Here is an 18753-nt window from a genome sequence, read left to right as displayed (position 1 = left end):
ATGCCTGCCACCTACGACACAACAGTCCGCGTCGCGGCAGGATGGGGCGGGAATTTCCGGCCCTGACGAACGGCCGGTGCCAGGAGGGGCAACAGCGGGCGCCCAGGCGTTCGAACGCCCGTGAACCTTAGCCTGTATAGGCTGCAATCGCCCTCATCCTTCATGAGGGGGAGGATGTCAACGAGGAGAGCCTGTGCGCCTGTCTGATCTGCGCGGACGTCATGTCGCCGTCTGGGGCGCCGGCCGGGAGGGCCGGGCCGCGGTGATCGCGATCGCCGCGCACGGCCCGGCCGACCTGGTGGCCGTCGACGACAGCGCGAACTTCCTCACCCTGCCCTGGGAGGGCCCGCTCGCCGCGGCCGCGCCGCTGGTCACCGGGGAGGACGGCTTCGCCCGGCTGGCCGCCGCCGACGTCGTGGTCCGTTCGCCGGGCGTGCCGAACACCCACCCGTGGATGGTGGAGCTGCGCCGCCGGGCCGTCCCGGTGACCCAGGGCAGCGCGCTCTGGATGGCCGACCACGCGGACCGGACCATCGGGGTGACCGGCAGCAAGGGCAAGAGCACCACGTCCAGCCTCATCAGCCACCTGCTCACCGCCATGGCCCGGCCGAACGTCTTCGGCGGCAACATCGGCGTGCCGCTGCTCGACCTGCCCGAGGCCGAGCTGTACGTGCTGGAGCTCTCCAGCTACCAGTGCGCGGACCTGACCGACTCGCCCCGGGTGGCCGTGGTGACCGCGCTGTTCCCCGAGCACCTCGACGCGCACGGCGGGGAGCGGGAGTACTACCGGGACAAGCTCAACCTGCTGGCGCACGGCCCGCACACCGTGGTGGTCAACGGCGCCGACCCGCGCCTGGCGCTCGAACTGGGGGACCGGTCGGCGGTCCGGGCCGGCTCGCCGGACACCACCCACGTGGCGAGCGGCCCGGACGGCGCCCCCTGGTTCCACCTGCGGGACACCCCGCTCTTCCCGCGCGCCGTGCTGCCCCTGGTCGGCCGGCACAACGAGGGCAACCTCTGCGTCGCCCTCGCCGTGCTCGACGCGCTGGGCATCGACGTGGTGGCCCGCAAGGACAGCCTCGCCATCGCGGTCGCGGAGTTCCAGGGCCTCGCCCACCGGCTCACCGAGATCCCCGACCCGTCCGGGCTCACCTTCGTCGACGACACCCTCGCCACCAGCCCGTACGCGGCCATGCACGCGATCGACGCGTACGAGGGGCGGCCGCTGACCGTCATCGTCGGCGGGACCGACCGGGGGCTGGACTACACCCCGCTGCGGGAGCACCTGGCCGAGCGGGACATCACGGTGATCGGCATCCCGGACAGCGGCCCCCGCATCGTCGAGGCCCTGGCCGGGCTGCCCACGGTGCGGACCGAGAGCGCCGAGGACCTGGTCGCCGCGGTGGGGCTGGCCCGCAAGCTGACCCCGGCGGGCGGGGTGGTGCTGCTCTCCCCGGCCGCGCCCAGCTACGGCCGGTTCCGCAACTTCGAGCACCGCTCCGAGGTGTTCGCCCAGGCGGTCGCCGACACCGCCCGCTGACACGGGCCCGGCCGGCAACTGGCCGGTGCTGGCCCGCCGGGCTAACGTCGTGATCATGGCGGTGACGGTGCAGGTGGATCCGGAGCGGCTGGTGGTGCGGCTCAGCGGGGCCGACCGGTTCTGGGCCCTCGCGGCGGGAGTCGAGGTGCCCACCGGCGCGGTCACCTCGGTCCGCCTGGTCTCCCGCGCCGAGGCGTACGCCCGGGGCTCCGGCTTCCGGTTGCCGGGCACCTACTGGCCCGGGCTGATCATGGCGGGCAGCTACGTCTCCCGGTCGACCGGGCGGTCGTTCTGGTGCGTGCACCGCGCCGACCAGGTGCTGCTCGTGGAGCTGGAGGGGCAGCGGTACGACCGGCTCGTCCTGGAGGTGGACGAGCCGGCGGAGGTGTCCCGGGCGATCGCCCGGGCCCGCTTCCGCTGACTCAGGGCCGGTCGCCCGGCGCCGCCTCCGGCATGCCCACCCGGGCCTCCGCCTGCGCCGGGCCGGTCTGCGCGGGTGGACCTGGCGCCGGCGCGGGCGTCTCGTCGGCCTGCGGCACGGGTGCCGCTCGTGCGGCCCGGGGCGGCTTGGCCGGGGTCCAGGCGAAGGCGAGCGCCCCGCCGACCAGGGCCAGCAGCATCCCGACGAGGAAACCGCCCAGGTTCGAGGTCAGCCAGGAGACCAGGCCGAGCACCAGGGTGAGCAGCGCGTAGAAGACCCGTTGCTGCGGCGTGGCGATCAGCAGCACGCCGCACAGCACCAGGACGACCGGCACCAGGTACGCGGCCAGCCCCTGCGGCCCGACGTGCAGCAGCACGCCGAGCGGGGCGCGCAGCGTCAGGAGCATCTCCGCGCCGCCGAGCGCGACCAGCACCCCGGCGGTGAACGGGCGGCGCCGCCGCCACTGGCGCCAGCGGCGGGCGGGCGGCGGCGCCTCCGCCGCCTCCGCCGTCTCGTGTCGTCCGGCGGTCATGTCAGCACCCGTCGGAGCTGAACGCCATGTGAAGGTTGGGCAGGGTGAAGACGGCGGCCGTGGTGGCGTAGTTGTTCTGCCGCAGGTTGGTGATGGTCACGGTGTCGGCCTGCTGCGCGAAGACGCCCGGGTTGCCGCGCACGCCGGGCACCTGGTCGACGGTGCTGGCGTCCTGCCCGACGTTGATGTTCCGGAACGAGGCGTTGCCGGCGACCTCGTCGCCGTCGACCACGAGGGTCCGGGCGGTGACCGGCTTTCCGGCGCCGCCCGCGGTGATCCGCAGGTTGATCCCGCCCAGGCTGATGCTCTGGCACAGGTTGGTCAGCTCGGCCCTGTCGATAGCCGACACGATCACCACGACCTGCCCGCCGGTGTCGCCCTGGTTGGGGCTGTCGGGGATCATCTGGTCGAGCGTGGCGAACTGCTCGAACCCGGTGCCGGTGAGCTTGTCGGCGGTGACCGTGAACGGCATGCCCGAGATGGCGAACTGCGCGCCGAGCACGCCCTGCGCGGTCAGCACGACCATGCCGGCCGCGCCCGCTACGACGGTACCCATGGTGAGGGCGAACCGGCGCCAGCGCACGCCGCTGCGCGGCGGCTCGGGCTCGTGCGGTGAGATCTGCTCCGACATGGCGGCTCCTTTTCGAGATCAATTCATCGACGACGATGCGAAGTGAGATCTGAATTGGTTAGCAGAAATTTCTCGCGCTGAATGCGCAGAGCCGAAGTTACCGCTGGGTAAAGGGCGGGTCAACAGCCTGTAGCAGCCAGTTGGGCGGCATCTGCGAATTGCGGCCAAAGTGAAAAACCGCTGCGGTTTTCGACCGCGACGCAGGTCAGGAGTGGACCGTCGGTGCGCAGGGAGCGGCGGCACTCGGGCCGTCGTCCGGTCGGATCGGCCGGGTGGCCCGGACCGCGCCCTCGGTGCCGAGGAACGGGGCGGTGGCCGCGTAGGTGAGCACCGGCAGCAGCTGGGGCAGCTCCTCCGCGCGGCCCCGCGCGACCCGGGCGCGGATCGTCGCGTGGAGGCCGCCGACAACGGTGGACACCAGCGTGTCCCGGTCCACACCGGCCTCGACGGGGCCGGGGCCCGCGTCGGCGAAGAACCGGCGGAAGCTGCCCAGCAGGGCATCCCGTTCCCGGCGGGCGTCCGGGCCGGCCGCGTCCACCTCGACCAGCGCCATCCGGGCGAACGCCGGCACGCTGGCGAGCACCTCCAGCAGGGTGCGCAGGGCGGCGCGGGCGGCGTCCGGCCAGGCCGGTCCCGCCTCGCGGTAGGCGCTCTCCATGAGCTGCGACACCACGGCGATGCCGTGCCGGTAGGCGGCGAGGAACGCGTCCTCCTTGCCGGTGAAGAGGGCGTAGAAGGCCGGCCGGGTCACCCCGGCGGCGTGGCAGATGTCGCTGACGCGGGCGTTGTCGTAGCCCCTCGTCGCGACCTCCTGGACCAGCCCGTCGAAGAGGCGGTCGCGCTGGGTGGCAGCCACCACCTCGGCGGAGACCCGGCGCGGGCCGCGCTTGATGGCGCGGCCCGGGTCGCGGCCGGGGCGCGCGCCGGGCAGTGGGACCGGCGCCGGCTGCGGGCGGCGCTGCGTGGTCAACTTATCGACCTCCCTGGATGCATTGACTTTACGACCCTCCGGGGTTTACAACTATCTGCACGCTGAGTTGGCGCCCCGTCACCGATGGTGATCTCGCCAGATGGTCACCCCTGGCTCGTCGAAGGAGGGTTCGATGGCTGTCATTATCACCGAGCGCGCGTGCCCTCCCAAGACCGGAAAGGCGCAGGTGACGCGGCTCCGCCGCGGTGCGCCACGCCGGCCCGCCCGCTGACGTCGGCGGCAGCTCCGCCACCGCCCCGGCCGGCCCTCGACGGGCCGCCGCCGGGCACCCCACCGCGTCCGTCCGACACGGACGGTCGCGCCCGCCGCCCGGCCGTCCCCGCCGGGCGGGGACCGCTTGTGCGGTCCGATCGTCCCCGTCCCACCGCCGGAAGGAAGAACCATGCCCAGGTACGGACGAATCGGCGCGGGCCTCGCCGCCCTGGCGCTGCTGACCGGTGTCGTCGGCGCCGCCCCCGCTGTCGCCGCTCCCACCTCGTCGCTCGCCAGCGCCGTGCTCACCTACCCGACCCCCGGCGGCACCGCCGTCGCCGTCAACGACGTCGTCCAGGCCAGCCTGAAGACCGGCACCAACGCCACCTTCTACTCCTCGGCCACCGGCACCACGGGCGTGAAGTGCGCCGCGTCCAGCTTCAGTGCCACGGTGCTGAGCAACCCGACCGCTCCGGGCACCGCCACCGAGAGCCTCACCGCGCAGACCTTCACCAGCTGCACCACCAACGTGTTCGGCACGACCGGGGTGCAGAGCGTGACCGTCAACAACCTCCCGTACGCCACGTCGGTCACCAGCGCCGGCGTCGTCACCATCTCCGGCACGGCGGCCGCGCCGATCCAGAGCACGGTCGTGCTGAACAGCCTGCTCGGCCCGATCACCTGCGTCTACCGGACCGGCACGAACAGCCTCACCGGCACGGCGGCCAACGCCACCAACTCGATCACGTTCACCAACCAGGTGCTGACCAAGTTCTCCGGGCCCAGCCTCTGCTTCGGCACCGCGTACTTCTCGGCGACGTACTCGCCGGTGCGGGACACCAGCCGGACCGGCAGCCCGGCCGTCTACGTCAACTGACCACCCGTCCACGGGCCGGTGCGCGGCGGTTCGCCGGGCACCGGCTCCGCCCCGGTCAGCCGGCCGCCAGCGCCGCGTGCAGCGCGCGCATCGACCGCACCGCCGAGCGGATCTCCTGGAGGTAGCGCCCCGGGGTGAGGGTGGGCTCGGGCACCGGGACCGGCGCGGCCAGGGCCGGGTCCACCCCGACGGTGTCGATTCCGCAGCCGAACGGCACGGCGAGGGTGCGCAGCGCGTCGCAGTGCTGGAACGGCACGTAGATCGGCGCGGTCACCATGAGCACCGGATCGCCCTCGCGCAGCCGGACGTGCTCGGCCCAGAACCGCTGGGTGTCGGCGGTGTGCGCCCGGCGGCGGTGCGGCTCGCCGGAGGGCGCGGCGAGCACCCGCACCGGGGGCAGCCCGGCCGGCCGGTAGGTGCGGGAGGACCAGGCCCGGTGCGGGTGGTCCGCGGTCTCGCCGGTCTCCTCGCTGGGCGCGTCCACCCCGAAGGCCAGGCGCACCCCGGCGTCGAGGGCGTCGACCTCCGTGGCGCAGCCGTGCACGCCGGCGTCGGCGAGCAGCCGCGACTCGACCGGGGAGAGGGCCCGGAAGCTGCCCAGCACCGCCACCTCGCCGGTCACCCCGGCGACCGTCCGGGCCAGGTGCGCGGCGTACGCGGTGCGCCGCAGGCAGGCGTGCGCCAGGCCGCCGAGGACGAGCAGGTGCGCGTACCGGGGCAGGGTGGGCGGGAGCGACCGGACCAGGCCGAGCGCCGCCGCCGCGTCGTGCACCAGCCCGACCGTGGCGGGGTCGAACGCCGGCTCGCGGGCGTCGGGGCGTTCCCGCCCGGCGCGGAAGTCCCAGTGCCGGGCGGAGAACTCGTCCAGCCCGGCCAGCACCGCGCCCAGGTCACCGGCCGGCCAGGCGCCGCCGAAGTGCCCCACGAGGGCCCGCATCGGGGGCGAGCCCGCCCAGGCGTCGATCCCCGCCGTGAGTGCCACCCGGGTCGTCCCCGCCGCGCCGGCCGGCAGCGCCACCTCCGTCGTCCGCACCCGGCGGATGCTACCGGCGGCGAACGGGCGCCGACCGGCCGTTGTGGATCGTGGCTACCCTGAGCACACCGAGTGACCGGGGGTGGCCGATGGCGGGTGCGGCGATGCGGCGGCGGGCGCGGGGCCGGACCGGCTCGGGCGAGCACCTGGTGCGGCTGGTCACGCACGCCGACCCGGTGGCCCTGGTCGGCATCACGCTCTCCATCCTGCTGTCCGTGGCGCTCGACCTCACCAACGCGGCCACCGGCGTCGAGTCGCTGCTGGCCGGGCTCATGGGCATCACCATCTCGCTGGTGCTCGACTCGCTGGCCCGGGCCGAGCGCCGGTTCCAGCTGCGCACGCTCCTCGACGGGCCGCCCTGGCTGGTCGGCGCCACCCCGCAGCTCGCCGGCGCGCTGCGCGAGGCGGCCGAGCGGCACGCCGGGACCCGGGTGGCGGCCGAGGCGCAGCGCCGCTTCGAGGAGTTCCGCCGGGAGGCCGAGCAGCTCGCCGCGGGCCGGATCATCCGGCCCGGCGACGACGCCGAGGACCTGATCGGCGCCACCCGGGACTGCGCTCGGGAGCTGGTCGGGCTCACCAACGTGATGCCCCGGGTCAGCGGTGAGCTGAGCTGGTGGCGCGGCGACGTCGGCCGCCGCTACTGGGAGGCGAACCTGGCGGCCCTCGCCCGGGGCGTACGGATCACCCGGATCTTCACGTACGCCACCCTCACCCCCGAACTGTCCGAGCTGATCGAGACGCAACGGCGCGCCGGCGTGCGGGTCGGGCTGCTGCCGCTCGGCGGCGTCAGTCCGCACCTTCACGTCAACCTCGTGGTCTGGGACGGATCGAGCTGCTGGGAGGGGCGGATGACCGCGCACGGCGAGATCAGCGAGCACGAGTTCTCCGTCCACCCGGCCGACGTGGAGCGGCTGACCCGCGTCTTCCGGCTCTGCGCCGACATCGCCACCTTCCCGGGCTGACCGCCATGACGTGGACCGCCGTGCTGCTGGTGACCGCCGTGGTCTGGGCGGTCAGCGTGCTCCGCTCGGTGCGGTTGCGCGCCTTCGTCTACAGCCTGCCGCTGCCCATGACCCTGGCCCTGGTCACCACCGGCCACCGGGTGGAGGGAGCGCAGGTGCTCGGGGTGGTCGGCCTCAACCTCTTCTTCGTCACGGTGGCGGTCACCCACCGCCGGTTGCGCTGGCCGATCCTGCTGGCCGACCTGGCCGGCGTCGCGGCCTACGTGGCGTTCAGCGCCGGCGTGCTGGCGGTGCCGCTGCCGTTCGAGGCGGCGCTGGCCGGCACCGTGGCGCTCTGGGCGCTGACCATGCTGCTGCTGCGCCGCCGGGCCGCCGGTGCGCCGGAGCAGGAGCCCGTGGATGCCCGGCGGGACGGCCTCGCCGCCCCGGTCAAGCTGGTGGTGATCTTCGTGGGCGCGCTGCTCACCGGGCTGCTCGGCGAGCTGCTGCGCGGCATGGTGGTCACCTTCCCGTACTCCGGGGTGCTGGTCGCCGTCGAGGCCCGCCGCCAGCTCGTCGAGTTCAGCCGGCACTTCGCCCGCAACAGCCTGGCCCTGGTCGGCTTCCTCGCCGGCTGCCACTACCTCCAGGACACCTCGCCGGGCCTCGCCCTGGCCGCCGGCTGGGCCGCCTTCGCGCTGGTCGCCGCCGCCCTGCACCTGCCCCGCGCCGGTGCGCTGCTACGGATCGAGTGGCCGCCGAGCCGTCTGACCAGCGGAAGGGTGAGCGCCAGCCGGATTTCGCTCCGGAAACCGCAACAGGGTGGTTGACGTGGTGTCAGGCGGGCGGCCCCGCTGCGCTACACAGTGACAGTTGTCCCTGCCTCCGCGTGATGAGAGCGTGCGGGGGACCAACCGCCGCTGAAGGGTGCGCCGATGACCTCCGACGACCTGCTGGCCCGGCACCGGGCCGTGCTCCCGTCCTGGATGCCGCTCTACTACGCCGAACCGCTGGAACTGGTCTCCGGCTCCGGCCGCCGGGTCACCGACGCGGCCGGACGCACCTACCTGGACTTCTTCGGCGGCGTGCTGACCAACATGATCGGCTACGACATCCCGGAGATCCGGGAGGCGGTCGAACGGCAGGTGCGCACCGGCATCGTGCACAGCTCGACGCTCTACCTGATCCGTCAGCAGGTCGAGCTGGCCGAGAAGATCGCCCGGGTCTCCGGCATCCCCGACGCGCGGGTGTTCTTCACCAACTCCGGCACCGAGGCCAACGAGGCGGCCCTGCTGGTCGCCACCAACCACCGCCGCTCGCACCAGGTCCTCGCCGTGCGCAACAGCTACCACGGCCGGTCGTACGCGGCCATGGGCGTCACCGGCAACCGGGGCTGGTCGGCCAGCGCCCTCAACCCGCTCCAGGTGGCCTGGCTGCACTCCGGCGAGCGGCTGCGCGGCCTGCTGGCCCGGCTGGACGAGAGCGACCGGATCGACGCCGCCGTGGAGGACCTGCGCGAGGTGCTCGCCACCCAGACCGCCGGCGACGTGGCCTGCCTGATCGCCGAGCCGATCCAGGGCGTCGGCGGCTTCGTGCACGGCCCGGACGGGCTCTTCGCCGCCTGGAAGAAGGTGCTCGACGAGCACGGCATCCTGCTCATCTCCGACGAGGTGCAGACCGGCTGGGGCCGCACCGGCGAGCACTTCTGGGGCTACGAGGCGCACGGTGTCACTCCGGACCTGCTCACCTTCGCCAAGGGCATCGGCAACGGCTTCGCCCTGGCCGGCGTCGTCGGCCGGGCCGAGGTGCTGGAGTCGGTGCCGGCGATCAGCTTCTCCACCTACGGCGGCAACCCGGTCTCCACGGCGGCCGGCAACGCGGTCGTCGACTACCTGCTGAACCACGACCTCCAGGCCAACGCCGCGCGGGTCGGCGCGATCCTCGGCGACGGCCTGCGGGCCGCCACCGCCGACCTCGACTCCGTCGCCGAGGTCCGCGGGAAGGGCCTCATGCTGGGCGTCGAGTTCGTCCGGCCGGGCACCACCGAGCCCGATCCCACGCTCACCACCCGGGTCTTCGAGGCCTGCCGGGAGGGTGGCCTCCTGGTCGGCAAGGGCGGCCTGCACGGCAACGTGGTGCGGATGGGACCGCCGCTGACCCTCACCGAGGACGAGGCCCGCGAGGGCCTGGCCATCCTGGTCGAGGCCATCCGCTCGTCCGTCGCCGCCGCTGAGGTGATCGCATGAGCACCATCGGGCACTTCGTCGACGGGAAGCGGATCAGCGGGGACTCCGACCGGCGCGGGGACGTCTTCGACCCGGCGACCGGGCGGCGTACCGGGCAGGTGGCGCTGGCCTCCGCCGCCGACGTGGCGGGCGCGGTCGAGGCCGCCGAGCGGGCCGCCCGGTCCTGGCGGGACGCCTCGCTGGCCAAGCGGACCGCCGTCATGTTCGCCTTCCGCGAGCTGGTCAACGCCCGCCGCGACCGGCTCGCCGAGGTGATCACGGCCGAGCACGGCAAGGTGCTCGCGGACGCCGCCGGCGAGGTGCAGCGCGGCCTCGAGGTGATCGAGTACGCCTGCGGCATCCCCTCGGCCCTGCGCGGCGGCTTCAGCGAGAACGTCTCCACCGAGGTCGACTCGTACAGCCTGCGGCAGCCGCTCGGTGTGGTGGCGGTGATCTCCCCGTTCAACTTCCCGGTGATGGTCCCGCTCTGGTTCGTCCCGGTGGCGATCGCCTGCGGCAACGCCGTGGTGCTCAAGCCCAGCGAGAAGGACCCGAGCGCCGCGCTGCTGCTGGCCGAGTGGTTCACCGAGGCCGGGCTGCCGGACGGCGTGCTCAACGTGGTCAACGGCGACAAGGAGGCGGTCGACGCGCTGCTCGACCACCCGGGCGTCAAGGCGGTGTCGTTCGTCGGCTCCACCCCGGTGGCCCGGTACGTGCACCAGCGCGGCTCGCTGGCCGGCAAGCGGGTGCAGGCGCTCGGCGGGGCGAAGAACCACATGGTGGTGCTCCCCGACGCCGACCTGGACCTGGCCGCCGACGCCGCGGTCAACGCCGGCTTCGGCTCGGCGGGGGAGCGGTGCATGGCGATCTCCGCGCTGGTCGCGGTCGAGCCGGTGGCCGACGCCCTGGTCGCCCGGATCGCCGAGCGGATGGGCCGGCTGCGCACCGGCGACGGCCGGCGGGGTTGCGACATGGGCCCGCTGGTCACCGCCGCGCACGCCGAGCGGGTCCGCTCCTACGTGGAGTCCGGGATCGCGGCCGGCGCGGTGCCGGTGGTGGACGGGCGCGAGGTGACTCCGGACGGGGACGCCGACGGGTTCTGGCTCGGCCCGACCCTCTTCGACCACGTCACGCCGGAGATGTCGATCTACACGGACGAGATCTTCGGCCCGGTGCTCAGCGTGGTCCGGGTCGGCTCGTACGACGAGGCCGTCGAGCTGGTCAACGCCAACCCGTACGGCAACGGCACGGCGATCTTCACCAACGACGGTGGCGCCGCCCGGCGCTACCAGCACGAGGTGGAGGTCGGCATGATCGGCGTCAACGTGCCGATCCCGGTGCCGATGGCCTACTACTCGTTCGGCGGCTGGAAGGCCTCCCTCTTCGGCGACCTGCACGCGCACGGCGCCGACGGGGTCGCCTTCTTCACCCGGGGCAAGGTGGTCACCAGCCGCTGGCTCGACCCGCGCCACGGCGGGGTCAACCTCGGCTTCCCCACCCAGACCTGAGCAGCCGCAGCACCCCCGCCCCGGCCAGGTACGCCACCAGTGCCGGGGCGGGCACCCCCAGCGGCTCGGGCGCGGTCTTGCGGGTGAGGCTGTTCAGCAGCAGTCCGGCGACGAGCCCCGCGTACCCGAGGACGGCCAGCGCGGTGCGTAGCCGGCGGGCGCCGTCGCCGGCCGGGCCGGCCGCGGGCGGGCGGCGCGTGCGGGCCTCGATCGGACCGAACACGGCGACCAGCGCGGCCAGCACCACGGCGAGGGCGAGCAGCCAGGGGACCCGCCAGCCCCACCAGGCGGCCGAGCCGACCGGCGGGGTGGGCAGGGCGCCGAGCGCGTCGAGCAGCCCGACCAGCAGCACCGCGGCGGTGAGGTGCCAGAGGAAGACGGTCAGCACCACCGCATTGACCGCGATCGTCGCCTGCCAGGGGCCGGACCGGCGCAGCCAGCGCCCGGCCGGCTCCCGCAGCAGCAGGATCAGCCCGAGCTGGGCGGTGGCCACGGCCAGCAGTGCGAGGCTCGGCGGCGCCGCGTTGTCCAGGCGCTCGCCCGGCACGTTGAGCATCGCCACCGGATACGGCCCGACGACCGTCAGCAGCACCACCGCGACCAGCCCGCCGGTGAGCAGGGCCGTCCCGGCGGCACGGGACAGCGGCAGCCGGCGCCGGCGCAGGCCCCGCGGCGCGGCCGGCTCGCCCGGGGCGCGGCCCCGGGTGCGGCTGTCGTACCAGGCGAAGCCGAGCTGGTGGACGGCCAGCCAGCCGAACACGTAGTTGCCCGTGGCGAGCCCCACCGGGCCCCAGATCCGGCCCAGGTCCCCGAGCGCCACGAGGCCGACCAGCACCAGGGGCACGGCGAGGCCGAAGCGGCGGTGCAGCGCGTACATGGGCGGGGTCAGCGGCACCACGATCAGGTAGGCCACCAGGAACCACAGCGGGATGGTGGCGAACCAGACCACGGTGCGGACCTCCACCGGGTCGGCGCCGCGCAGCGTGGCCACCCCGGCGCCGGCCGCCAGCACCAGCAGCAGCGCCGTGGTGGGCCGGGCCAGCCGGGCGCTGCGGTCGACCAGCCACCCGGTGGCGGTTCCCCCGCGGCGCCGGCGCGCGGTCAGCGAGGCGGCGTTGGCATAGCCACCGACCAGGAAGAACACCGGGATCACCTGGGCCACCCAGGTCAGCGGCCAGGCCCACGGCAGGTCACCGAGGGCGGAGTGGCCGGCGGGGCGGCCGGCCCGGTCGTACCCGATGACGGTCACGCCCCAGTGGCCGAGCACGACCATGGTGATGGCGAGCGCCCGGAGCAGGTCGGCGTAGCGCTCCCGAGTGGCCGGCGTGCGCTCGGCGAGCTGCCGCAGGCGGCGCATGGGCCCAGGCTATGCCAGCCGCGACCGACCGGTACGGATAACGGTTCGGTCCTGAGGTCTTGTGGTCCGGGCCGCGCTGCCGTAGAAATTCTTCAGCAACATCAAGTTAATTGAAGACAAGCGACAGCTGGCCTCCCCGAGCCTCGATGTTTACCCGAACCGAGGAGATGCGATGAACAGGCGTGAGATCCTCCGGCGGACCGCGGCCGCCGGTCTGCTGGCCACCCCCGCCGCCGGCCTGCTCGCCGGCTGCGCCACCTCCGGTGGCGACGACGACAAGGGCGACTCCGGCGCCTACAAGGGCACCAAGAGCGAGCAGAACCCGCTCGGTGTCAAGGAGGACGCCCCGCTCGAGGTGGTGATCTTCAACGGCGGCTTCGGCGAGCAGTACGCCAAGGCCCACGAGGCCATGTACAAGGAGAAGTACCCGAAGGCGGAGATCAAGCACTCGGCCACCCAGGAGATCAACAAGACCCTCCAGCCGCGCTTCGTCGACGGCACCCCGCCGGACGTGGTCAACAACTCCGGCGCCGGCCAGATCGACTTCAACGGTCTGGTCAGCCAGAACGCCATCGCCGACCTGGGCGACCTGCTGGCCGCGCCCAGCCTGGACATCCCCGGCAAGTCGGTGAAGGACACCCTGCTCCCCGGCGCGGTCGAGGTCGGTTCGTACGACGGGAAGTTCCTGGTCCTCAACTACACGTACACCGCCTACGGCATCTGGTACTCCACCAAGACCTTCACCGAGCGCAACTGGCAGTACGCGAAGACCTGGGACGAGCACATCGCGCTCTGCAAGCAGATCAAGGCCGCCGGGGTCGCCCCCTGGACGTACGCGGGCAAGCACCCCCGCTACATGAGCTGGCCGCTGATCGCCACCGCGATCAAGTTCGGCGGGCCGTCGGTGGCGGTCGCGATCGACAACCTCGAGCCGAACGCCTGGAAGTCCGACGCCATGAAGGCGGCGGCCGACGCCTGGTACCAGATCGTCAAGGACAAGTACATCCTGGACGGTTCGCCGGGCCTGGACCACATCCAGTCGCAGACCGCCTGGTGCCAGGGCAAGGCCGCCTTCATCTCCTGCGGTTCCTGGCTGGAGAGCGAGCAGGCGAAGGTGACGCCGGCCGGCTTCAACATGGCCATCGCGCCGACGCCGAGCCTGGGCAGCGGGGACAAGCTGCCGTTCGAGGCGATCCGGGGCACCGCGGGCGAGCCGTTCATGGTGCCGGCGAAGGCGAAGAACGTCGCCGGCGGCCTGGAGTACTTCCGGACGATGCTCTCCAAGAAGGGCGCGCAGGACTTCACGAAGAAGGTCTCCAGCCTGACCGTCGTGGCCGGCGCGACCGACGGGATCGAGCTGCCGTTCGGCCTGACCACCGTGGTCAAGGCCCTGGAGGCGTCCGGCAGCAACGGCTTCAACTGGGTCTACAACAACTACTACCGCAAGCTCGAGCGCGAACTGGTCGACGCCGCGTGCGGCGAGTTCTTCAGCGGCCGGAGCACCCCGGCCGAGTTCCTCGACCAGTGCCAGAAGGGGGCGGACACGATCGCCCAGGACAGCTCGATCAAGAAGTACAAGCGGGCTGCGTAACATCCGACCGGTGGGGGTGGACCCGTCCGCCCCCACCGTTCTGCCGCTGGGGAGTAGGTCCATCTCGTGAGACACGGCAAGTACCCGCTGATCATCGTCTTCCTGGTGCCACCGCTGCTGCTCTACGGCGTCTTCGTGCTGTCGCCGTACCTGCAGGCGTTCCAGATCTCCACCACCAACTGGCTCGGCTACTCCGCGCACGCCGACTCGGTGGGGATGGCCAACTTCCGGACGCTGCTGCACGACGGCCAGGTGTGGAACGCGATCAAGAACAACGCGATCATGCTCGCCGTGGTGCCGGTACTCACCATCGTGCTCGGACTGTTCTTCGCCACCATGCTCAACATGGGTGGCCGCAAGGGGCGGGCCGGGGTCACCGGCGTCCGGGGCACATCCGTCTACCGGATGGTCTACTTCTTCCCGCAGGTGCTCTCGGTGGTGATCATCGCCCTCCTCTGGAAGGAGGTCTACCACCCCAACAACGGCCTGCTCAACGGCGCGTTGCGGGCCCTGGGCCTGCCGGCGCCGACGTGGCTCGGTGATCCGCGTACGGCATTCTGGTGCGTGCTGGCGGTGATGGTCTGGAGCAACGTGGGGTTCTACGTGGTGCTCTTCGGCGCCGCCATGTCCGCCGTCCCGCGCGACATCTACGAGGCGGTGATGCTCGACGGTGCGTCCCGGTGGACGACGCTGCGGCGGATCACCGTTCCGCTGCTCTGGGACACCGTGCAGGTCGCCTGGATCTATCTGGCCATCGCCGCGCTGGACGGCTTCATCCTGGTCCAGCAGATGACCAACGGCGGCCCCAACTTCTCGTCCGACGTGATCGGCCTGCGGATGTACGAGACCGCGTTCGGCAGCGAGAGCAAGTTCGGGTACGCCTCCGCGATCGGCGTGGTGATGCTGTTCCTGACCCTGTCGGTCGCGGTGCTGGCGCTGCGTACCGCCCGTCGCGATCGGATCGAGTACTCGTGACCACGCTGGATCGACACACGACGGCGGAGGCCGAGAAGTCCGGGGCCGCCCGCGGCCAGGACCGGCGGCTGCGCCGCGAACTGGGCGTCGCCAACCTGTTCTCGCACGGTTTCCTGCTGCTCTGGGCGGCGCTGACCGCGCTGCCGCTGCTGTGGATGTTCCTCAGTTCGTTCAAGAGCGACGGCGAGATCCTCTCCGACCCCTGGGGGCTGCCCGGAGCGCTGCGCTTCGAGAACTGGTCCCGGGCCTGGACCGAGGCGCACATCGGCCGGTACTTCCTGAACAGCGGCATCGTGGTGGCCGGCTCGCTCACCCTCACCATGCTGCTCGGGGCCACGGCGGCGTACGTCTTCGCCCGGTACGAGTTCCGGGGCCGGCAGGTCGCCTACTACCTGTTCGTCGGCGGGATGATGTTCCCGGTGTTCCTCGCCCTCGTGCCGCTCTTCTTCGTGGTGCGCAACGCCGGCCTGTTCGGCACCTGGACCGGGCTGATCCTGGTCTACGCCGCCTACTCGCTGCCCTTCACGGTCTTCTTCCTGACCGCCTTCTTCCGGACGCTCCCGACATCGATCGCCGAGGCGGCGCTCATCGACGGCTGCGGGCACTTCGGGCTCTTCTTCCGGGTCATGCTGCCGATGGCGCGACCGGGACTGATCAGCGTGGCGATCTTCAACTTCCTCAGCCACTGGAACCAGTTCATCCTGCCGCAGGTGTTGATGCAGGGCGACGACTCCAAGTGGGTGCTGGCGCAGGGCCTCACCGCCCTGGCCGTCAGCCAGGGCTACCAGGGTGACTTCAGCGGCCTGTTCGCGGGACTGACCATCGCCACCCTGCCGGTGTTGGCGGTGTACGTCGCGTTCCAGCGGCAGATCCAGACCGGCCTCACCGCCGGGCAGCTCAAGTGAGGTCGTTGCCACAGGCAACGGGGCAGCGGGACGGCTGAGCGCTCCCTTATCGTGGGCCGGCATCCTCACCGATCGACAGGAATCACATGTTCTTCCTCATCTACGACCTCCTGCTGCTGCTCGGCGGCATCGCGATGGTCGCCATCGGCATCGCCATCAAGGAGCAGGGCACCGGTGCCCGGATCCTCAACGTGGTCGTCGGCCTGGCGTTCTTCGCCTACGGCTTCTACCTGATGTTCCTCTTCGACGGCGGCTCGTACCGGATCTTCTTCTACGTCTTCATCCTGCCGATCCTGCTGATCGTGCGCGCCGTGAAGGCCCGCAAGGAGGCCCGCGAGCAGGCCGCCGCGCACCAGTTCGCCGGCGCGCCCCAGCCGGGCCAGTTCGCCCCGTCCGCGCCCGGCCAGCCGGGCCAGGGCTGGCCGGCCCCGCAGGGTCAGCCCTACGGCCAGGCCCCGCAGCACCAGCCCTACGGCCAGGCCCCGCAGAACCAGCCCTACGGCCAGGCGCCGCAGGGTCAGCCGGCTCCGCAGCCCGGCTACCCGGCGCACCCCGGGCAGCCGGCCCCGCAGGGGCACTACGGCCAGCCGCAGGGGCAGCCGTACCCGGGCGCCTGACGGTTTGTCCTGGTAGTGGGCCGGTCGGCGGTGTCGGCCGGCCCCCTTCCGGCTTGACCCGTAGGAAATCTCCTACCTATTGTGGTGGCCATGACCGTGACCCACGTACAACTCGTCTCCGTGCCCGTCAGCGACCAGGACCGGGCCCGCGACTTCTACCTCGACGTCCTCGACTTCGACCTGATCTTCGACAATCCGATGGGGCCTGACGGCAGCCGCTGGATCCAGGTGGCACCGAAGGGCGCGGCCACCGCGCTGACCCTTGTCACCTGGTTCCCGACCATGTCGCCCGGCTCGCTGAAGGGCCTGGTGCTGGAGACGGACGACCTCGACGCCGACGCCGCCCGGCTGCGGGAGCGGGGCGTGGGCCTCCCCGACGGCGGCATCCAGACCGCGCCGTGGGGCCGCTACATCACCTTCCACGACCCCGACGGCAACGGCATCGTCCTGCAGTCCACCCGGGTCTGACGTGTCGGACGTCTTCGCGGCGCTGGCCAATCCCACCCGCCGGGAACTGCTCCGGCTGCTCCTCGAACGCGGCGAGCAGCCGGTGCAGCAGCTGGCCGACCACTTCGACATGCGCCGGCCCAGCCTGTCGGAGCACCTGCGGGTGCTCAAGGACGCCGGGCTGGTGACCGAGCAGCCGATCGGCCGGCAGCGCTTCTACGCGCTGTGCCCCGAGCCGCTGCGCGAGGTGGCCGATTGGCTCGGCCCGTACGAGCGCTTCTGGCGGGCGCGCCTCGCCGGCCTGCGCGAGGTGCTGGACGGGCTGCCCGATGAGTGAGCCGGCGACGATCGAGGTCGACCAGTTCCTGGCCCACCCGCCGGCCAAGGTCTGGCGGGCGCTGACCGATTCTGATCTGCTGGCCCGTTGGTTGATGCCCAACGACTTCCGGCCGGTTCCGGGGCACTCGTTCACCTTCCGCACCACCCCGCGGCCGGGTCAGGGCTTCGACGGCGTGGTGCACTGCGAGGTGCTGGAGCTGGACGAGCCGCGCCGGCTGCGCTGGGCCTGGCGGGGTGGCCGGCTGGACACCGTCGTCACGTGGACCCTGGTGCCGGAGGGGCGGGGCACCCGGCTGTTCCTGGAGCACGCCGGGTTCGACCCGGACGACCCGGTGCAGCGGCGCACCTTCACCCTGCTCGACGGCGGCTGGCGCAGCCACGTCTGGCCACGACTGACGCAGGCCCTCGCCGACCTGGGCTAGCGGCCTGGCTGAGGGGACGGGGACGCCCGGGTCGCGGTGGCCGGCCCGGCTGCCTGGAGACCCGGCCGCCGGGGCGACCGGGGTGCGTCGCCCGGTTCAGCCCGCCGCCGGCACCAGCAGGGCGTGCAGGGCGACCGGGTCGGCGACCTCGGGCAGGTCGCGGGCGGCCAGCCAGGCGGCTGCGGCGGCCCCGTCGCCGGCGCTGTGCAGCGGTGCGTCCGGCCACCGGCGGGCCAGTTCGGCGCGGACCGCCGCGGCCAGCGGGGTGTCCCCGGTGAGCAGGCCGCCCCCGAGCACCACCGGGTCCGTGGCACCGGGCGGCCGGATGCGGGAGACGCTCTCGGCCAGCAGCGCGGCCGCCTCCGCGACCAGCGCCAGGCCGGTCGGCTCGCCGTCCCGCGCCGCGTTGACGACCAGCGGGGCGAGCCGGGCCAGCTCGACCGGCGGCCGGCGGGTCACCGCCTGCACCACGGCCTCCGCGGTCGCGCGGGGGCGGTCGGCGACCGCGGTGGCGCCGGTCAGGTCGGCGAGCACCCGGCGCGCCAGGTCACCGGGCGTCCCGGCCCGGTCCAGGTCGGTGAGCAGGCGGCGGACCGCCTCCCGGCCGAGCCAGAACCCGGAGCCGGCGTCGCCGAGCAGCCAGCCGTGCCCGTCGGCGGTGCGGTCGAGGCGCAGGTCGTGCACCTGGGCAGCGATCGCCCCGGTGCCGGCGATGAGCACGGTGCCGTCGGTGGCCGCCGTGCCGGAGGCGTACGCGACGAGGGCGTCGCCGTGGACGGCGTAGGGGCAGCGCAGGCCGGCGTCGGCCCAGGCCCGGTCGAAGGCGGCGCGGCCCTGCGGGTCGGCGAGGAGGCGCCCGGCCCCGGCCAGCCCGATGACGCCGGCGCGGACCCGGGTCGGATCGATGTCGGTGAGCGCGCCGCGCAGCGCGGCGAGGAGTTCGGCCGCCGCCCGCTCGGCCCCGTGGCTGGTCGGGTTGCCCCCGCCGGCGCGGCCGGTGCCGAGGCGTACCCCGTCGAGGCTGAGGGCGGCGGCGCGGGTGGACGTACCCCCGACGTCGAGACCGACCACGACGGTGTCCGACATCCCTCCATGCTGGTGGGCCGCGCTTTCCGACGCAAGATCCGGGCTGTGCGCCAGGTAACAGTTTGAAAACTTCGCCCACGGCCTTGACACGGAGGGGCCTTCAGTAAGAACTTTTACCACTAA

20 protein-coding genes are annotated in these 18753 nt (G+C 73.0%); 14 read left to right on the top strand and 6 right to left on the bottom strand.

Annotation, left to right across the window (positions count from 1 at the left end):
* The first annotated feature begins 193 nt into the window (after positions 1–193).
* Both murD and GA0070214_RS05495 read left to right on the top strand, forming a co-directional pair.
* Positions 194–1540: a UDP-N-acetylmuramoyl-L-alanine--D-glutamate ligase gene (gene murD, locus GA0070214_RS05500; RefSeq protein ID WP_091259622.1), complete on the top strand. Its 1347-nt coding sequence runs from the start codon at positions 194–196 to the stop codon at positions 1538–1540.
* Between the two features lie 55 nt (positions 1541–1595).
* A complete protein-coding gene (locus GA0070214_RS05495) occupies positions 1596–1961 on the top strand; it encodes a hypothetical protein (RefSeq protein WP_139141756.1) in 366 nt (121 codons plus the stop codon).
* Between the two features lies 1 nt (position 1962).
* Here the strand turns inward: GA0070214_RS05495 and GA0070214_RS05490 are convergent, their stop codons facing one another.
* The 3 genes from GA0070214_RS05490 to GA0070214_RS05480 form a co-directional block, all read right to left on the bottom strand.
* Entirely contained in the window at positions 1963–2493 is a 531-nt protein-coding gene (locus GA0070214_RS05490; RefSeq protein ID WP_244167555.1) for a DUF6114 domain-containing protein, read from the bottom strand.
* Position 2494: 1 nt separating this feature from the next.
* Positions 2495–3124: a DUF6230 family protein gene (locus GA0070214_RS05485; RefSeq protein ID WP_091259614.1), complete on the bottom strand. Its 630-nt coding sequence runs from the start codon at positions 3122–3124 to the stop codon at positions 2495–2497.
* Between the two features lie 205 nt (positions 3125–3329).
* Complete coding sequence (locus GA0070214_RS05480; RefSeq protein ID WP_091259610.1) at positions 3330–4094, bottom strand: TetR/AcrR family transcriptional regulator; 765 nt, start codon at positions 4092–4094, stop codon at positions 3330–3332.
* Positions 4095–4497: 403 nt separating this feature from the next.
* On the opposite strand from GA0070214_RS05480, the gene GA0070214_RS05475 reads away from it, so the two are divergent.
* Complete coding sequence (locus GA0070214_RS05475; protein ID WP_091259606.1) at positions 4498–5184, top strand: Tat pathway signal sequence domain protein; 687 nt, start codon at positions 4498–4500, stop codon at positions 5182–5184.
* 55 nt (positions 5185–5239) lie between these two features.
* Here GA0070214_RS05475 and GA0070214_RS05470 read toward each other — a convergent pair whose 3' ends face one another.
* A complete protein-coding gene (locus tag GA0070214_RS05470) occupies positions 5240–6217 on the bottom strand; it encodes a hypothetical protein (protein ID WP_244167554.1) in 978 nt (325 codons plus the stop codon).
* An 89-nt stretch (positions 6218–6306) separates the two neighbouring features.
* Here GA0070214_RS05470 and GA0070214_RS05465 point away from each other — a divergent pair, with 89 nt between their 5' ends.
* The 4 genes from GA0070214_RS05465 (at position 6307) to GA0070214_RS05450 (ending at position 10891) form a co-directional block, all read left to right on the top strand.
* A complete protein-coding gene (locus GA0070214_RS05465) occupies positions 6307–7179 on the top strand; it encodes a hypothetical protein (protein WP_091259599.1) in 873 nt (290 codons plus the stop codon).
* 5 nt (positions 7180–7184) lie between these two features.
* The gene (locus GA0070214_RS05460; protein ID WP_091259597.1) at positions 7185–7988 is read left to right on the top strand and encodes a hypothetical protein; all 804 of its coding nucleotides are present in this window, start codon (positions 7185–7187) and stop codon (positions 7986–7988) included.
* Positions 7989–8093: 105 nt separating this feature from the next.
* A complete protein-coding gene (locus GA0070214_RS05455) occupies positions 8094–9404 on the top strand; it encodes an aspartate aminotransferase family protein (protein ID WP_091259594.1) in 1311 nt (436 codons plus the stop codon).
* Entirely contained in the window at positions 9401–10891 is a 1491-nt protein-coding gene (locus GA0070214_RS05450; RefSeq protein ID WP_091259591.1) for a CoA-acylating methylmalonate-semialdehyde dehydrogenase, read from the top strand. Before GA0070214_RS05455 ends, GA0070214_RS05450 begins: the two co-directional genes overlap by 4 nt.
* Here GA0070214_RS05450 and GA0070214_RS05445 read toward each other — a convergent pair.
* The gene (locus GA0070214_RS05445) at positions 10863–12248 is read right to left on the bottom strand and encodes an acyltransferase family protein (protein ID WP_091259584.1); all 1386 of its coding nucleotides are present in this window, start codon (positions 12246–12248) and stop codon (positions 10863–10865) included. The two genes, GA0070214_RS05450 and GA0070214_RS05445, sit on opposite strands and share 29 nt — an antisense overlap.
* Before the next feature lie 172 nt (positions 12249–12420).
* Between GA0070214_RS05445 and ngcE the strand changes: the two genes are divergently transcribed.
* The 7 genes from ngcE to GA0070214_RS05410 all read left to right on the top strand — a co-directional run bounded on the left by ngcE (position 12421) and on the right by GA0070214_RS05410 (position 17544).
* Entirely contained in the window at positions 12421–13839 is a 1419-nt protein-coding gene (ngcE, locus tag GA0070214_RS05440) for an N-acetylglucosamine/diacetylchitobiose ABC transporter substrate-binding protein (protein ID WP_091259581.1), read from the top strand.
* Positions 13840–13905: 66 nt separating this feature from the next.
* Positions 13906–14814, top strand: coding sequence for a carbohydrate ABC transporter permease (locus tag GA0070214_RS05435; protein WP_091259578.1), 909 nt, complete (start codon positions 13906–13908; stop codon positions 14812–14814).
* Positions 14811–15719: a carbohydrate ABC transporter permease gene (locus tag GA0070214_RS05430; RefSeq protein ID WP_091259575.1), complete on the top strand. Its 909-nt coding sequence runs from the start codon at positions 14811–14813 to the stop codon at positions 15717–15719. Before GA0070214_RS05435 ends, GA0070214_RS05430 begins: the two co-directional genes overlap by 4 nt.
* A gap of 86 nt (positions 15720–15805) precedes the next feature.
* On the top strand, positions 15806–16336 hold the full coding sequence (locus tag GA0070214_RS05425) for a hypothetical protein (RefSeq protein WP_091259572.1): 531 nt from the start codon (positions 15806–15808) through the stop codon (positions 16334–16336).
* A gap of 90 nt (positions 16337–16426) precedes the next feature.
* Complete coding sequence (locus GA0070214_RS05420) at positions 16427–16804, top strand: glyoxalase superfamily protein (RefSeq protein ID WP_091259930.1); 378 nt, start codon at positions 16427–16429, stop codon at positions 16802–16804.
* A gap of 1 nt (position 16805) precedes the next feature.
* Entirely contained in the window at positions 16806–17120 is a 315-nt protein-coding gene (locus GA0070214_RS05415) for an ArsR/SmtB family transcription factor (protein ID WP_091259569.1), read from the top strand.
* Complete coding sequence (locus tag GA0070214_RS05410) at positions 17113–17544, top strand: SRPBCC family protein (protein WP_091259566.1); 432 nt, start codon at positions 17113–17115, stop codon at positions 17542–17544. The genes GA0070214_RS05415 and GA0070214_RS05410 overlap by 8 nt, the downstream gene beginning before the upstream one ends.
* A gap of 96 nt (positions 17545–17640) precedes the next feature.
* On the opposite strand, the gene GA0070214_RS05405 is transcribed toward GA0070214_RS05410, so the two are convergent.
* Positions 17641–18630 carry an N-acetylglucosamine kinase gene (locus GA0070214_RS05405; RefSeq protein ID WP_091259564.1) on the bottom strand — a complete coding sequence of 330 codons (990 nt, stop codon included), beginning with the start codon at positions 18628–18630 and terminating at the stop codon, positions 17641–17643.
* Positions 18631–18753: the final 123 nt, after the last annotated feature.

Origin of the sequence: Micromonospora chaiyaphumensis (genome assembly GCF_900091435.1) — a bacterium.
GTDB classification, from domain to species: Bacteria; Actinomycetota; Actinomycetes; order Mycobacteriales; family Micromonosporaceae; genus Micromonospora; species Micromonospora chaiyaphumensis.
Note: the sequence above shows the minus strand (reverse complement) of the source record. Positions and strands in the feature narration are given on the sequence as shown.

Bases quoted from the DNA above. Each gene is read 5' to 3' on its own strand.
- GA0070214_RS05495 (WP_139141756.1), top strand. From the start codon at position 1,596: ATGGCGGTGACGGTGCAGGTGGATCCGGAGCGGCTGGTGGTGCGGCTC.
- GA0070214_RS05490 (WP_244167555.1), bottom strand. From the start codon at position 2,493: ATGACCGCCGGACGACACGAGACGGCGGAGGCGGCGGAGGCGCCGCCG.
- GA0070214_RS05485 (WP_091259614.1), bottom strand. From the start codon at position 3,124: ATGTCGGAGCAGATCTCACCGCACGAGCCCGAGCCGCCGCGCAGCGGC.
- GA0070214_RS05475 (WP_091259606.1), top strand. From the start codon at position 4,498: ATGCCCAGGTACGGACGAATCGGCGCGGGCCTCGCCGCCCTGGCGCTG.
- GA0070214_RS05465 (WP_091259599.1), top strand. From the start codon at position 6,307: ATGGCGGGTGCGGCGATGCGGCGGCGGGCGCGGGGCCGGACCGGCTCG.
- GA0070214_RS05460 (WP_091259597.1), top strand. From the start codon at position 7,185: ATGACGTGGACCGCCGTGCTGCTGGTGACCGCCGTGGTCTGGGCGGTC.
- GA0070214_RS05455 (WP_091259594.1), top strand. From the start codon at position 8,094: ATGACCTCCGACGACCTGCTGGCCCGGCACCGGGCCGTGCTCCCGTCC.
- GA0070214_RS05450 (WP_091259591.1), top strand. From the start codon at position 9,401: ATGAGCACCATCGGGCACTTCGTCGACGGGAAGCGGATCAGCGGGGAC.
- GA0070214_RS05445 (WP_091259584.1), bottom strand. From the start codon at position 12,248: ATGCGCCGCCTGCGGCAGCTCGCCGAGCGCACGCCGGCCACTCGGGAG.
- ngcE (WP_091259581.1), top strand. From the start codon at position 12,421: ATGAACAGGCGTGAGATCCTCCGGCGGACCGCGGCCGCCGGTCTGCTG.
- GA0070214_RS05425 (WP_091259572.1), top strand. From the start codon at position 15,806: ATGTTCTTCCTCATCTACGACCTCCTGCTGCTGCTCGGCGGCATCGCG.
- GA0070214_RS05420 (WP_091259930.1), top strand. From the start codon at position 16,427: ATGACCGTGACCCACGTACAACTCGTCTCCGTGCCCGTCAGCGACCAG.
- GA0070214_RS05410 (WP_091259566.1), top strand. From the start codon at position 17,113: ATGAGTGAGCCGGCGACGATCGAGGTCGACCAGTTCCTGGCCCACCCG.
- GA0070214_RS05405 (WP_091259564.1), bottom strand. From the start codon at position 18,630: ATGTCGGACACCGTCGTGGTCGGTCTCGACGTCGGGGGTACGTCCACC.